At 33.4% G+C, this 13,971-nt stretch carries 13 protein-coding genes; 6 read left to right on the top strand and 7 right to left on the bottom strand.

Annotated elements, in window-relative coordinates:
* Positions 1-63: 63 nt before the first annotated feature.
* Entirely contained in the window at positions 64-879 is an 816-nt protein-coding gene (locus AC4FRF_RS16625) for a 2,3,4,5-tetrahydropyridine-2,6-dicarboxylate N-succinyltransferase (RefSeq protein ID WP_491161267.1), read from the bottom strand.
* A 129-nt stretch (positions 880-1,008) separates the two neighbouring features.
* On the opposite strand from AC4FRF_RS16625, the gene ruvX reads away from it, so the two are divergent.
* Together ruvX and AC4FRF_RS16615 are read left to right on the top strand one after the other, a co-directional pair.
* Positions 1,009-1,425, top strand: coding sequence for a Holliday junction resolvase RuvX (ruvX, locus tag AC4FRF_RS16620; RefSeq protein ID WP_491161265.1), 417 nt, complete (start codon positions 1,009-1,011; stop codon positions 1,423-1,425).
* A 113-nt stretch (positions 1,426-1,538) separates the two neighbouring features.
* The gene (locus AC4FRF_RS16615) at positions 1,539-3,032 is read left to right on the top strand and encodes a malate:quinone oxidoreductase (protein WP_491161263.1); all 1,494 of its coding nucleotides are present in this window, start codon (positions 1,539-1,541) and stop codon (positions 3,030-3,032) included.
* A gap of 35 nt (positions 3,033-3,067) precedes the next feature.
* On the opposite strand, the gene AC4FRF_RS16610 is transcribed toward AC4FRF_RS16615, so the two are convergent.
* Entirely contained in the window at positions 3,068-5,305 is a 2,238-nt protein-coding gene (locus tag AC4FRF_RS16610) for an FUSC family protein (protein ID WP_491161261.1), read from the bottom strand.
* Positions 5,306-5,501: 196 nt separating this feature from the next.
* Here AC4FRF_RS16610 and def point away from each other — a divergent pair, with 196 nt between their 5' ends.
* From def to AC4FRF_RS16590, 4 genes are all read left to right on the top strand, one after another.
* Positions 5,502-6,089: a peptide deformylase gene (def, locus tag AC4FRF_RS16605; protein ID WP_491161259.1), complete on the top strand. Its 588-nt coding sequence runs from the start codon at positions 5,502-5,504 to the stop codon at positions 6,087-6,089.
* A gap of 79 nt (positions 6,090-6,168) precedes the next feature.
* Complete coding sequence (locus AC4FRF_RS16600; protein WP_491161257.1) at positions 6,169-6,639, top strand: DUF5606 family protein; 471 nt, start codon at positions 6,169-6,171, stop codon at positions 6,637-6,639.
* 82 nt (positions 6,640-6,721) lie between these two features.
* Entirely contained in the window at positions 6,722-7,495 is a 774-nt protein-coding gene (mazG, locus tag AC4FRF_RS16595; protein ID WP_439228174.1) for a nucleoside triphosphate pyrophosphohydrolase, read from the top strand.
* 468 nt (positions 7,496-7,963) lie between these two features.
* A complete protein-coding gene (locus tag AC4FRF_RS16590; protein WP_491161255.1) occupies positions 7,964-9,151 on the top strand; it encodes a transglutaminase-like domain-containing protein in 1,188 nt (395 codons plus the stop codon).
* 77 nt (positions 9,152-9,228) lie between these two features.
* Here the strand turns inward: AC4FRF_RS16590 and AC4FRF_RS16585 are convergent, their stop codons facing one another.
* The 5 genes from AC4FRF_RS16585 to AC4FRF_RS16565 all read right to left on the bottom strand — a co-directional run bounded on the left by AC4FRF_RS16585 (position 9,229) and on the right by AC4FRF_RS16565 (position 13,864).
* Positions 9,229-9,591, bottom strand: coding sequence for a hypothetical protein (locus AC4FRF_RS16585; RefSeq protein WP_491161253.1), 363 nt, complete (start codon positions 9,589-9,591; stop codon positions 9,229-9,231).
* A gap of 117 nt (positions 9,592-9,708) precedes the next feature.
* The gene (locus AC4FRF_RS16580; RefSeq protein ID WP_491161251.1) at positions 9,709-10,341 is read right to left on the bottom strand and encodes a response regulator; all 633 of its coding nucleotides are present in this window, start codon (positions 10,339-10,341) and stop codon (positions 9,709-9,711) included.
* The gene (locus AC4FRF_RS16575; RefSeq protein WP_491161249.1) at positions 10,338-11,993 is read right to left on the bottom strand and encodes a sensor histidine kinase; all 1,656 of its coding nucleotides are present in this window, start codon (positions 11,991-11,993) and stop codon (positions 10,338-10,340) included. Before AC4FRF_RS16575 ends, AC4FRF_RS16580 begins: the two co-directional genes overlap by 4 nt.
* A gap of 250 nt (positions 11,994-12,243) precedes the next feature.
* Complete coding sequence (locus tag AC4FRF_RS16570; protein ID WP_491161247.1) at positions 12,244-12,885, bottom strand: hypothetical protein; 642 nt, start codon at positions 12,883-12,885, stop codon at positions 12,244-12,246.
* Between the two features lie 196 nt (positions 12,886-13,081).
* Positions 13,082-13,864: a hypothetical protein gene (locus tag AC4FRF_RS16565; protein ID WP_491161245.1), complete on the bottom strand. Its 783-nt coding sequence runs from the start codon at positions 13,862-13,864 to the stop codon at positions 13,082-13,084.
* Positions 13,865-13,971: the final 107 nt, after the last annotated feature.

Raw genomic sequence — 13,971 nt, 5'->3', positions numbered from 1 at the left:
TTTCCTTAGCTTGTTAACTTAAAACTATTGGCAAAAAAATAAAATCTAAATATTTATAAGATATTAAACCGCTACATCATACTCTCTCAACGCATTGTTTAGAGATGTTTTCAAATCTGTAGAAGGCTTACGAGTTCCAATGATTAAAGCACAAGGAACTTGGTATTCTCCAGCAGCGAATTTTTTAGTATAACTTCCAGGGATAACTACTGAACGAGCAGGAACAAAACCTTTCATTTCCACTGGCTCATCACCAGTAATATCAATAATTTTAGTTGAAGCAGTCAAACATACGTTAGCTCCTAAAACAGCTTCTTTACCTACGTGAACTCCTTCTACCACAATACAACGAGAACCGATAAAAGCACCATCTTCAATAATAACTGGAGCAGCTTGTAATGGCTCTAAAACACCACCAATACCAACACCACCACTTAAGTGAACGTCTTTACCAATTTGAGCACAGCTACCTACAGTTGCCCAAGTATCCACCATTGTTCCAGCATCTACATATGCACCAATGTTTACATAACTTGGCATCATGATAACACCACTAGAAATAAATGAACCATAACGAGCCGAAGCTCCAGGAACTACACGAACTCCTTTTTCAGCATAGTCTTTTTTCAATTCCATTTTGTCATGGTATTCAAAAATTCCTGCTTCCCAAGTCTCCATTTTTTGAATAGGGAAATACATTACTACCGCTTTCTTTACCCATTCGTTTACTTGCCATCCGTCACCTTTTGGTTCCGCAACACGTAGTTTTCCAGAATCTAATAATTCAATAACTTCTCTAATTGCGTTAGTTGTTGTTTCTTCTTGCAACAAAGCTCTGTTTTCCCAAGCTTGTTCTATAATTGTTTGTAATGCACTCATAATTCTATTAATTTTTGGCAAATATAGACTTTTTAGCCAAATGCTAAAAGTGAAATTTTTCTTAGTGCTTCGTTTTTTTAGGCTATTATTTTGAGAATTTATTTCTATATCTTTGAAAAAAAATATAAAATGGCAAGAATACTTTGTATTGATTACGGTCAAAAGCGTACAGGAATAGCAGTTACGGACGAAATGCAAATTATCGCTTCGGGACTCACTACGATTCCGAGTGCTACAGCCATCGATTTTTTGAAAGATTATTTTGCCAAAGAAAAAGTGGAGCTGGTTCTTATTGGTGAGCCCAAACAAATGAACGGTGAACCTTCTCAAAGTGCATCAATTATAAAAGGCTTTGTCACACATTTTACCAATCACTTTCCTGATATGAAAGTGGTTCGCGTTGACGAACGTTTTACTTCTAAAATGGCATTTCAAACCATGATTGATAGCGGTTTGAATAAAAAACAACGTCAAAACAAAGCCTTGATTGACGAAATTTCGGCAACAATCATGTTACAGGACTATCTGTCTCGTAAAATGTTTTAATAATTCTTTGTTAAAACGGTTAATCTTAGTGATAAATGTAACTTTTTCTATCAGAATCACTCTTTTAATTACAAGAATATTAGAGTATCTTTGCGCCGAATAAAAAAAATATTATGTCTGATACAACCATACGTTCACATTGTGATGTAGTTCTTATTGGAGCTGGAATTATGAGTGCCACTTTAGGCCTAATTCTAAAAGAATTACAACCTGATTTAACTATTGATATTTACGAAAGATTAGATAGTGCTGCAGCCGAAAGTTCTGATGCATGGAATAATGCAGGAACAGGGCACTCTGCTTTTTGTGAATTGAATTACACGCCAGAAGGAAATGATGGAAGCATTGATCCTAAAAAAGCCATCAGCATTGCTGAATCTTTTGAAGTATCTCGTCAATTTTGGGCTTATTTAGTGCAACAAGGAAAAGTATCTGCTCCTGAAAATTTTATCAAAAGAATTCCACACATCAGTTTTGTATGGGGAGATAAAAATGTAGACTATCTAACAAAGCGTTACAAAGCTTTACAAGCGAATCCTCTTTTTGCAGACATGCAATTCAGTACTGATTTTTCTGAATTGAAAAAATGGATGCCATTAGTAATGGAAGGCAGAAAAGAGTCTGAGAAAGTAGCCGGAACTTCTATGGCTATTGGTACCGATGTGAATTTTGGTGAATTAACTCGAAATATGTTTGCTTATTTAACTAAAATGGATGGAGTAAACATGTATTTTCACCATGAAGTTAAAAAGTTAAGACAACGTGAAGATAAATCTTGGAGAATAAAAATTAAGAATTTAAGTGATGATTCAACAAGAAAAGCTTATCCTAAATTTGTATTCATTGGAGCAGGAGGAGGTTCATTACCATTATTAGAAAAAGCCGATATTCCGGAAGGAAAAGGATTTGGAGGTTTCCCGGTAAGTGGACAATGGTTAAGATGTACTAACCCAGATGTAATTGCGCAACACGAATCTAAAGTTTATGGTAAAGCAAGCGTAGGTGCTCCACCGATGTCTGTTCCACATATTGATTCCAGAATGATTAATGGCGAGAAACAATTATTGTTTGGACCTTTTGCAGGATTCTCTACTCGTTTCTTGAAAAACGGTAAATATTCTGATTTACCAAAATCAATTCAATTAGACAATATTGTGCCAATGGTTATGGCAGGTATTAAAAATATTCCTTTGACTAAATACCTTATTGAGCAAGTTCGTCAATCTCCAGCAGATAGAATTAAAGCTTTAAGAGAGTATGTACCAGGTGCAAAATCTAAGGATTGGGTAATAGAACGTGCAGGACAAAGGGTACAGGTGATTAAAAAAGATGAAAAAGAAGGAGGGAAGTTAGAATTTGGTACTGAAGTAATCACTTCTGCTGATGGAACTTTATCCGTTTTATTAGGTGCTTCTCCAGGTGCTTCAACTGCAGTTTCTATTATGATTGATGTAATTAGCAGATGTTATAAAGACCAAATGAAAACACCAGAATGGCAGGCTAAGTTTAAAGAAATGATTCCTTCTTACGGACAAAAATTAAACGAAAATCCAGAGTTGCTAAAAGAAATTAGAAGTAATACTGCTGAGGTTTTAAAATTGCAATAAGTTCTTTATTGCTATAATAACAAAGGATCCCAACATTAAAAATTAGTGTTGGGATTCTTTTTTTCAGCCATTAACAACTGAGTTGTTTTTGAAATATTTTCGGACAAGTTAGTCATCCAGATGAGTTGTTCAATTACAAGTTGTGCTTCCTGCATCTTGATTTGATATGCTTCCTCATCAATCAGTTTTATTTGTTTGAGCTCTTTGGCTCTAATATTTTTTAATTCGGTAAGTCTTTGATCTAAATCTTCGTTAGATGCAAATGAATTTGAATCAGAGTCTTTATTTTCTAATATTTTCATCGCAAATTCTAAATTTTCAATTACCTTATCTACTACCACATTGAAGGCTTGGGAGGCTTCAGTTGTCTTGTGTGATTGAATATAAGTACCTAATGAGGCTATCGAAGATAATAAGGAATGATTTAAAACTGTAAGTTTGTACACTTGTGGGAGCTTGTTTTGTTTAGATTTAGGTTCCTGTAACATTCTTTGGAAAGAAGCCATTAAATTCCCTATTTCAATAAAGGCTTGTTTTCTGGCTAAGCGGTATTCGGTAGGCACTTCTCCTTTTTTATTGTATAAAGTAGAGATTTCCTTTAAATAATTTCGGTTGGCTTCAATAGCATTTTCTATATAAACAGGAAGGTTTAAAAATTCCCATGAAGGCCATAAAAAGTAATTAGCAAGTAGGCACAAGCTTGCTCCCACAATAGTATCTAAAATGCGATATTCAATTACGTTGCCGTTATCAGGAGCTAGAATTCCATAAATAAGAATGACATAAATGGTAATAAAAGTGGCTCCAATTTTATAATTAGTAGGGTTGAATGAAAAACCTAGAAGCATAGCAACAATAGCAATGGTGCTGATAATATAAGAATCATGAACTATTGAAAGGATTCCAAACGCAATTACTCCACCTACTAATGTTCCAAAAATTCTATGGTAAGTTCGTTCATTAGTAAGTCCAAAACCTTGTTTCATAATAACAACAATGGTCAGGATAATCCAATAAACATTTTCTAAAGGAAGGATTTTTCCAATCATATATCCTAATAGAATAGTAATGGTAAGTCGGAGTGAGTGTCTGAAAACAGTAGATGAAAAACTTAAATTCTCAACAAAAGTACTCAACGGATAGTACTGCGGTTTAATGAATTTTTCAATGTCTTTGTCTCTTCCCTTTAGGTCTTTAGGGCTTATATTGTCTGTATAGGCACGCTCTAAAGTGATGATTTTTTCGACCTGTTTTTCAGCATAATGCAACATAGTGATCAACATTAAAACTTCTTCAGAAGAAGATTCGGTTTTGATGTTTTTTTTGTAATCACTAATGGTTAATTCAAATTGATGCAAATCATCAATCAAATTGTGTTTGGATTCATAAGCTTTGCCGTCTTCAATACATTTGGAAAGCATTTTCAAGCTTTTTGCAAGATTGTATGCTAAGTTTTGATAAGTTTCTAAAGCCTTAGGATAGCTGTCAAATTTTTGATGCAATTTATTATGATCAAAAGAGGTAGCCATGGCAAGTTCGAGAATTTCTACTAATGAAATAAAACTCAACAGCATTTTTCTGTTTTGTCCAGATGAACCTGATTTGGTTCGGTTGGTAATCAGTATTTCTCTAATGTTTTCGTGCAAAACATTCAATTCTACCTGAAAATGCAATTGTTTTTTAGTAATGGCTTTTCTATTGGAATTCAATTCCCATAAATCACCTCTTAATTTTAAGTATTTTGCGGTAAGGCGGATGCATTCACCCATTTGTAATTCCACATAACGATTGGGTTTTATGTGGAAGAAAATAATTGATATGAAAGTATAAAAAAGACCTCCAATTAGCAATAATCCTGAGTAACGTAGTATTTCCAAGCCGGTGTTCAAGTGTGCAAAAGCCAGCGAAAGGGCTAATAATGCCGAAAAAGAAACCATCGTAGCTCTTTGTCCGTAGACTAAAATCATGGATACACAAAAAACTAATAATAAGAGTACCGGATAAAACAACCAAGGCAATGGATAGCATAGATTGATGATCAGGTTAACACCGGCAATGATAAAAGAGGTAACGAGTAAACCATTGATTTTATGTTTTAAATTACTGGGAATGTCACTTGGAAAGGTAAAAAAAGCACCTAGAGCAATGGTAAATCCTATTTGAAAATTGTCAAGGTAAGAAAATAATAATACCGGAGATACAGCGGCAATAGTCACTTTTAGGGCATTAGTAAAATCAGTACTCGATATAAATTTCTGAATTTTGGAAATCATAAATTATAGATTATAAGCAAAGGTATGAATTGTACGATTTATCAATGAGATAAATGAAATTGTTTTTTAGATTAAATTTTAAAATACTATTTATTAGCATTCACTTTAAGCATTGTTTAAAATTTACTATTTTTGGCAATCCTAAATTTAGGAATTTAAGCCTTGATAAAGGTTAGTAATATTTAATACAACAACAATGATTTTACCAATTGTAGGATATGGTGATCCGGTTTTGAGAAAAGTAGGTGCAGAAATATCAGCTGAATATCCTAATTTGAAAGAAACAATCGCCGATATGTACGAAACAATGTATAACGCATCTGGAGTAGGACTGGCAGCGCCACAAGTAGGGATTGCAATACGTTTATTTGTAATAGACGCAACTCCTTTTAGCGATGACGAAGATTTGCACGTAGATCAACAAAAACAATTAAAAGGATTCAAACGTACATTTATTAACGCAAAAATCATTAAAGAAGAAGGAAATGATTGGGCTTTTAATGAAGGTTGTTTGAGTATTCCTGATGTTCGTGAAGATGTGTATCGCAAAGAAAAAATTACTATCGAATATTGCGAAGAAGATTTTGTCATGAAAACAGAAGTTTTTGACGGATTGATTGCAAGAGTCATCCAGCACGAATACGATCATATTGAAGGTGTGTTGTTTACCGATAAAATATCATCTCTTAAAAAACGATTAATCAAAGGAAAGCTGAAAAACATCATGGAGGGAAAAACCTTCCAAGATTACAGAATGCGTTTCTTTGGAAAAAAAGGAAGATAAAAATCCTAATTTTGGTATTGTTTTTGACCAGTAATAGCAACAGAAAATAAATTGAATTCTTAATAATAATTAAAAAAGCATGAATTTAGATAAAGTATTAGCGATTTCAGGAAAACCAGGTTTATATGTTTTAAAAGTACAAACACGTACTGGTTTTGTAGCAGAATCATTAGCAGATGGCAAAAAAATTACGGTAAACTTAAAAAGTAATGTGAGTTTGTTATCTGAAATTTCAGTGTACACTTATGAAGGTGAAAAACCATTGAAAGAAGTAATGAGCAGTATCGCTGAAAAAGAAAATAACGGACCAGCTATTTCTCATAAAGAAGATCCTGCAACTTTAGCAGCTTATTTCAAAGAAGTGTTGCCAACTTATGATGAAGAAAGAGTTTATGCTTCAGATATCAAGAAAATTTTAAACTGGTACAACACCTTGCAGGCTAAAGGATTAGTTGTTGAGGAGACTCCGGTAGAAGAGGTAGTAGAAGCAGCAGTTGCAGAGGCAGCTCCAGTAGAAAAACCAAAAAAAGCTAAAAAAGTAACGGAATAATTCTTTTTTAATAGTATAAAAATCCTGTGTTCTAAACGGCTTAGAACACAGGATTTCTTATTTTTACACCAAACTAAATCCAATGAACGCAAGACAAATTCAACTACAGGCTTTTGAAAGATTATTAGACATCATGGACGATTTGCGTGAAAAATGTCCCTGGGATAAAAAACAAACCCTGCAAACTCTAAGGCATTTAACTATCGAAGAAACCTATGAACTAGGCGATGCCATTTTAGATAATGATTTAAACGAAGTCAAAAAGGAATTAGGCGATTTGTTATTGCATATTGTTTTTTATGCTAAAATAGGCAGTGAAACCAACGATTTTGATATTGCGGATGTGTGTAATGAAATTTGTGAAAAACTCATTCACCGTCATCCGCATATTTATAGTGATACCGTTGTAAAAGATGAAGAAGAAGTCAAGCAAAACTGGGAAAAACTTAAGCTCAAAGAAGGGAAAAAATCGGTTTTGGAAGGAGTTCCCAGAAGTTTACCGGCATTGGTAAAAGCCAGCAGAATTCAGGATAAGGTAAAAGGAGTAGGTTTTGATTGGGAAGAACCGCATCAGGTTTGGGACAAAGTGCAGGAAGAATTAGAAGAACTGCAAGTTGAGGTAAAATCAGGGAATCCGGATAAAATAGAAGCCGAATTTGGTGATGTTTTGTTTTCCATGATTAATTATGCCCGTTTTTTAAAGGTTAATCCGGAAGATGCCTTAGAACGAACCAATAAAAAATTCATTAAACGTTTTCAATATCTGGAAAGCAAAGCTGGAGAATTAGGAAAATCACTCTCTGATATGACTTTGGCAGAGATGGATGTTTTTTGGGAAGAAGCCAAAAAGCTTTAAAAAGAATAGATTTCAGAAAATAGAATTTAGATTTTAGCACTTAAATGGTGATAAAATCAAATGAGTCAAGGATTATACTGAGTTTTTTCGGATGAATTTATTCTTAATTTTTCAAAATAACTTATGTGTTTTTGAGGAAAGCCTAATTTTATAAAAGGGATATTATTTACAGATTTCATCTTAAAGAATATTGATTTTTTTAGTAAAAAAAATTAAGCGGTGAATAATTACTAATTTCCTAAGACAGCTTGATTATACTACATCGCTATCACTACTTAAATAAGAGATTGGTGTTTGTTAAATGTAGCATCTTTTTAAGTTTCTCTTGAATAATTGTATTGTTTTTTGCTAATTTTAGTTTTCAAAGTTCCTTTTTAAAGCTAACAATAGCCCGTAAATTCTATAATCAGGTATAAAAAATATTTAAATTAAGTAGCTTTTTTTATATCTAAATACTTTTTTACACACATGAAAAAAATTAGTTGCCTCGTTCTCGTCTTTACAATTATTCCTTTTTTGGCGTTCAGCCAAATTAAAAATCACGTTTTTTTACCTAAATACGAAGCTTTATTGCATACTGCTTTAGAGAAATCTGGAGATAGAAAAGACTCCTTACAATATTTTTTAAACACCGTGCCCAAAAAGCATTACGAAGCAGCTTCTTTTCTTATTGCTTATATGCCCGAACGTGATTTGAAATCCTTGTCCATTCCTTACATAAAAGATCAGATTGATGGCGCTTATAAGGTTAAAAAGGAATTTTCATGGTGTGCTAAATTACCAGATTCTATTTTTTTTAATGAAGTGTTACCTTATTATTGTTTTGACGAAAATAGGGATAACTGGAGAAATGATTTTTATTTAAAGTTTTCGCCACTAGTTAAAGACAGTAAAAACGTTAGGGAAGCAATTAAAGCTGTTGCCACTAACATTCGAAATGTTTTATCAGTTGATTATAATGTAAATCGCAGTATTGTAAATATTAGTCCGTTTCAATCTATAAAGGAAAAAATGGCGACCTGTACCGGACTTTCTTTTTTATTGGTGGATGCTTTCAGGTCGGTTGGAATTCCTGCCCGAATGGCGGGTACTCCTATGTGGACCAATATGAAAGGAAATCACAGCTGGGTAGAAGTGTGGGTGGATGGTCAATGGTATTTTACCGAATATTATCCGGAGGATTTGAATAAATCTTGGTTTTTAGCTGATGCTGGAAGAGCTGATATATCCAATCCAAGACACTGGATTTATGCTTCTTCTTATAAACCAAAAGAAACTTATTTCAGATTAGAGTGGGATACATTGTCTACAGCTATTCATGCCGAAAATGTTACTAAAAGATACATTGATTTGTATGAAAAAGAGAAAGTCTTAGAGAATTTAAAACCCGATGAAGTATGGATTAGCTTACAACTGTATCAGTCGGATAAAGATTTAAAACGTGTGTCAGAGAAAATAGCTATTGAAAAAGACGGAAAAGAATTGGATTTTGGGTTTTCTCCTTCGCCTATAGACGATTTAAATAAGTTTCTAAAGTTTAAAGTAACCAAAAACAGCACCTATCAATTTGTTTATTTAGATAGTAATGGAAAAGAAAAGCACAGTGATATTACTGTAAAAGATAAAGAGCAACTATTTAATTTGTACAAAGAGTAGTTTGAGATAAAAAAAAGCTGTTCGAAAAGTAATTTTCGAACAGCCTCTTTCATTTTTTATACTGATTCAGTTAACGTTTATTTTTCATCACCAACTGTTTCCAAAGCAACCATTTCTTGTTTTGAAGTCTTATTCCAAGGACCATGGTTTTTGTAAGCTGGACCAGTTAATTGTTGTCTTTCAGAACCTGTAGTTTGTACTAAAACCAAGTTTTCTTTTGGAGTGTTGCTTGCAGCTTTTTGATTTTTGTAAGCCGGTCCCTGAAGGGAAACTTTATTGCTTTCTGAATAAATTTTAGTTGGTACTGCTTTGTGCATCCAAGATTTAAAATTTTTATAAGCAGGTCCTTTTAAGTCACTCTGCTTTACATTATTTTTATCTTGTGCCATTGCGTTGAAAGTTATTACTAAGAATCCTAAAATTAATGCTATTTTTTTCATGACTATTACTTTTTTAATGTTTTATACAAATTTACATTCAGTAACAGGCTTTTAGGATTATGTGAATTTACTCAATTTGCATCCGTATAAATACGGATATTGTTGTTTTTAGGGAAGTTATATTAAATTCATTTTGGCTGCTTTTTTAATGAGTTCAGCTGTATTTTTTACTTCCAGTTTTTTCAAAATATTGGCACGATGAGTTTCTATGGTTCGGGAACTCACAAAGAGTTTAGCTGCAATTTCTTTAGTGGTTAATCCTTTGGCGATTAATCCTAAAACTTCATTTTCTTTGTTGGATAAAATATTCTCGCTGATACTTTGTTCCGACATAAAGTTGATCATTTTTTCTGAAATTTCGGCACTGAAATATTTTTTGCCTTTAGCAACGCTTCTTATGGCGAATATTAATTCTGATTCGTCAGTGTTTTTTAGTAAGTAGCCGTAAGCGCCCATTTTGGCACATTTGGCAATGTAATTCCCATCATCATGCATCGAGATCACAATAGGTTTTATGTTGGAATTTAAGTTTTTTAATTCTTTTAAAACTTCAAAACCATCCATAGTTGGCATCGTAATATCCAATAATACTATATCGGCATCAAACGGACTGTTTATGAGTCCTATAAACTCCAAACCATCTCCAACACTTTTTACGATTTGGATGTCGTCATGTTTTCTTAGGAGCTCAGCAAGTCCGTTTCGAAAAAGTTCATGATCATCGGCTATTATTAGTTTGATTGCTGTCATAATTCTATGGGTAATTCAATTTCAAAACTGCTGTTTCCGGGAGTAGCATCGATGGTAATGGTACCATTACAAATTTCTACACGTTCTTTGATATTAGTAATTCCAGAGCCTAATTTAACCGTATTGATGTCAAATCCAATGCCATCATCAAAATAAAAAAGAGAAATAAAATCATCAAATTCTGAAAGTGTAATTCGGATATTTTTTGCTTTCGAATGTTTTAACGAATTATTGATTAATTCCTGGCAAATTCTAAAAAGATTAATCGCCTGTTGGTTCGTAATATTCGAATTTTCGTATTTGGTTAAATCTTCATATTCGATAGCAACTGTTGTCGATTTTTTCAGGTTTTCGATAAAGTTAGTCAATGTAACGCCAATTCCAAAATCATCTATGGAAGCCGGCATTAGGGCATTCGACATTAATCGGATTTCAGAAATGGTTTCATCCACTATTTTTTTCATTTCTGATTTTTTGACTTCGTTTTCGACTCTGTTTTCAATGTAATGTTTCAAAGAAGTTAAATACGGACCTACACCATCATGGAGTTCTCTCGCCAGACGGCGTCTTTCGTTTTCCAATCCGTTTACCAGCATTCGTTTGGATTGTATTCGGCTGTTTTCTTCTTTATTTCTAAATTCAATGAGTTTATCCCTCATCGTTAAAAGACTTTTTCCCAGCAAATCATTCGAACTTTTAGGTTTAAAATCGGTGTTTAAATTCATTTTACCAATATCATCCGAGAATTTTACGGCACCCTGCAAAGAAGCTTTCAAATTGGCCAAGGCATCAAACATTTCCTTGATTTCACTGGAGTTTTTTATAAATTCATTGGTTTGATTGTAATCGCCTTCAGCCATAATTCGGAGGCTTTTTTGCATGTTCTTAATCGGGTTGGTAATAATTCGTGTCAAAAAAAGCGAAAGCATCACCGCCAGTAAAAATATGGCAATTGTCAGGCCTATCAGTCTTTCTTTTAATTCCTGTAGTGGAACGGTAACTTCATCCACATCCATTTCAGAGAGAATAACCAATTTTAAATTATGTACTTTTATGAGACTGTACACACTATACACATCAATGCCCCGGTAATCTTTAAAAACCCCTCTGCCATCAAAACTTTTAAAAGCATTGGTTACCCCTTTCGTTTTAACCGTTATCGTATAAGGAATTTTATTGGGGAAAAAACGGGATTGCGAACGCATTTTAAAATCTTCGCCCACCAGATAGGATTCGCCACTGTCGCCCATACCGGTGCGTTCCAAAAGTATTTTTTTGATTTTGTTGTAATCTAAAATTTTAATTTGCTGCCCTTTTTTCGAATTAGAGATAAAAGCAATGGTTGTTTTTTTGGCTTTATGGTAAGCTGTCAAATCATAAATTCCCTGGCCGTTTTTGATGCTGTCCGGAAGTTGGAGGAGTGAAGTGTCCCTACTTTGGTTTTGTCCATCCGAAGTTTCAAAGCGTTCCCATTCGGATTTTAAAACATGTTCAATCTGGTTTTGCTTGAGGGTTTTAATCGAATTCAATTGCAACAAAATACGATCGTTCAAAACACTAGAAAACTGTTGGTAGGACGAAAAAGACAATAATCCAATGACCAATGCGATTAAACTATTAATGATAATCAGTATTAGTGTTTTGATGTGCATGCTTTTCCGGTTTTTTATTGATGTAAATATACTTCGTTTGTCCTTTTCAAAGCAACTTTCAAGTACTAATACGGTGGTATTTTCCGGAAAATGTTAGTAAAAAATAAGATTTAACCGCAAAGTTGTCCTGCTGACGAAGGAAGCATCTCCGCATGTAATGTTTTTAATTTACCGCATTGCAAATGCTACGATTTGCCTTTTATTGTAAGTAAGCACTCGTTGTAAACGAGCACCAGTGGGAGTTTATTGTTTACGCCTTAACTTTTGATTTCGGTAGTTTACTTATTGCTAGTTTAATATCTCTAATTAATTGTCTAAAAGAACCTTTTTCATCTTTTTCGGTTAAGTCATTAAGAATCAATTCTAAATCACAATTATGGCTAATTTTTAAGTCATTAATTTCTTCTTGACTTAATTTTGGCAAGCAATTTTCTAAAATTGCACTTAAAACCACTTGGAGATTTGAGTATTCTTCACATACTAAATATCTTGTTGCTGCTATCGAAAAATCACTAAGACCTCCAGCATAACGTTCTTCTGCAATTTGTGAATTCCCTTGAAGGTGAAATGTTTTTGCTGTAGTTGAAGCGTTAAGTACTTCGACCTTTTTCTCGAAAGTGATTAATTTTTCGTCCAATTTATTGCTAATGTCTTCAAGTAATTCCGCTTTCAATGTTAGTAATTGATTTTGAATTTCTTTTTTCAGAAGTTCTTCGCTAGTTTTTAAAGTCTTTTTTTGATACCATTGAATAACGAATGGAACAAGGATGCCGATTACTGCAAAAGATACTGTTCCAACAATTACTAGTTTTTCCCAAGCTGAATTATAAAATTGATCTACTTTATTTATCAAGTCAATTCCATTATCAGATTTTAAAATATAATTTATCATTTGTTGTATTTAGTTATTGAACTTACGATTAAGTATTTAATTTATTACCAACGTTTTGCAGCTTGGCGAAGTGGCGGAAATCGAAGCACAAATGTTCAGTTTTGCAAAAAAGTTAAATCGAAGAACTGCTGTTGAATTTAGCACTGAACCCGCCATTTTGCCAAACTGCTGTTACCTGCTGGTGTTTCTGTCATTGTCATACTGGTTCTTGGTAATTGTCGTGAACAATGCTCTTTATTTTGTGGTATAATTGACCTATTGGTTGTTCATAGTTTTCGTGTTGTGGAGCGTTGTTAATGTCGAAATTAAAGTCAACTGTATTCATATATGAGTCAAGCACTCTTTCAAGTTGTCTTTGTTTGTCGGAACCGTCCAAAGTAACCTTAATCGAATAATAAATATCTTTCAGTTCTTGTCGCAGAGTGAAAGTCTTGGAATATTCTTCAATTGCTTCTGTTCTTCTGCCTTCTTCTAAATCTGAATAGATGATGGTCGTTAGTTTGCCATTTAAAACAGTAGCTTTTTGAATGAATTTAGCTACATTTTCTTTTAGTTCCGTTTTGAGTTTGAATGCTAATTCCAAATTTTTCTTTTCTTTCTCTAGGTTACCGGCTGCTTGAAATTGAGCTGTCAAATTCGTGTTAGATGCTGTCAACTGTCGGTTAATATTTTCTGCTGCTGCATTTATTTGTTGCTCGGTATTAATTCTACTTCTTCTGTTATTTAAAATTGCTGTCAACACTGCTCCAAATAATGCTAACAACGCTACAGCTAAAGTCCCGTAAGTCGTAAACCAACTCGGTTCTTTTTTAATAAGGAGTTTTTCAACTCTATCTAAGTCTGTCAGGCTTAGAGAAATGTCTAAAGTGTCAGATTTTGCTGTTATTATTTGATTCTCCTTTTTCGTTGAATCACTTACTTGTCCGAAAACAAAGAGTGCGAACAATGAAAGTGTTAATGTCAATATAAGTTTACTCATTTCTTGGTTGTTTGTCGTTTTTCACTTGCAGGTAACGTCAGTCTGTGAAAAAACTTCCGTTTTTGTTTCAAACAAATATATAAAATAGTTTTATGAAAAAGCAGATT

The organism is Flavobacterium sp. ST-158 (assembly GCF_058309975.1).
The sequence above is the reverse complement of the archived record's forward strand: the minus strand, read 5'-3'. Positions and strand labels throughout refer to the sequence as shown.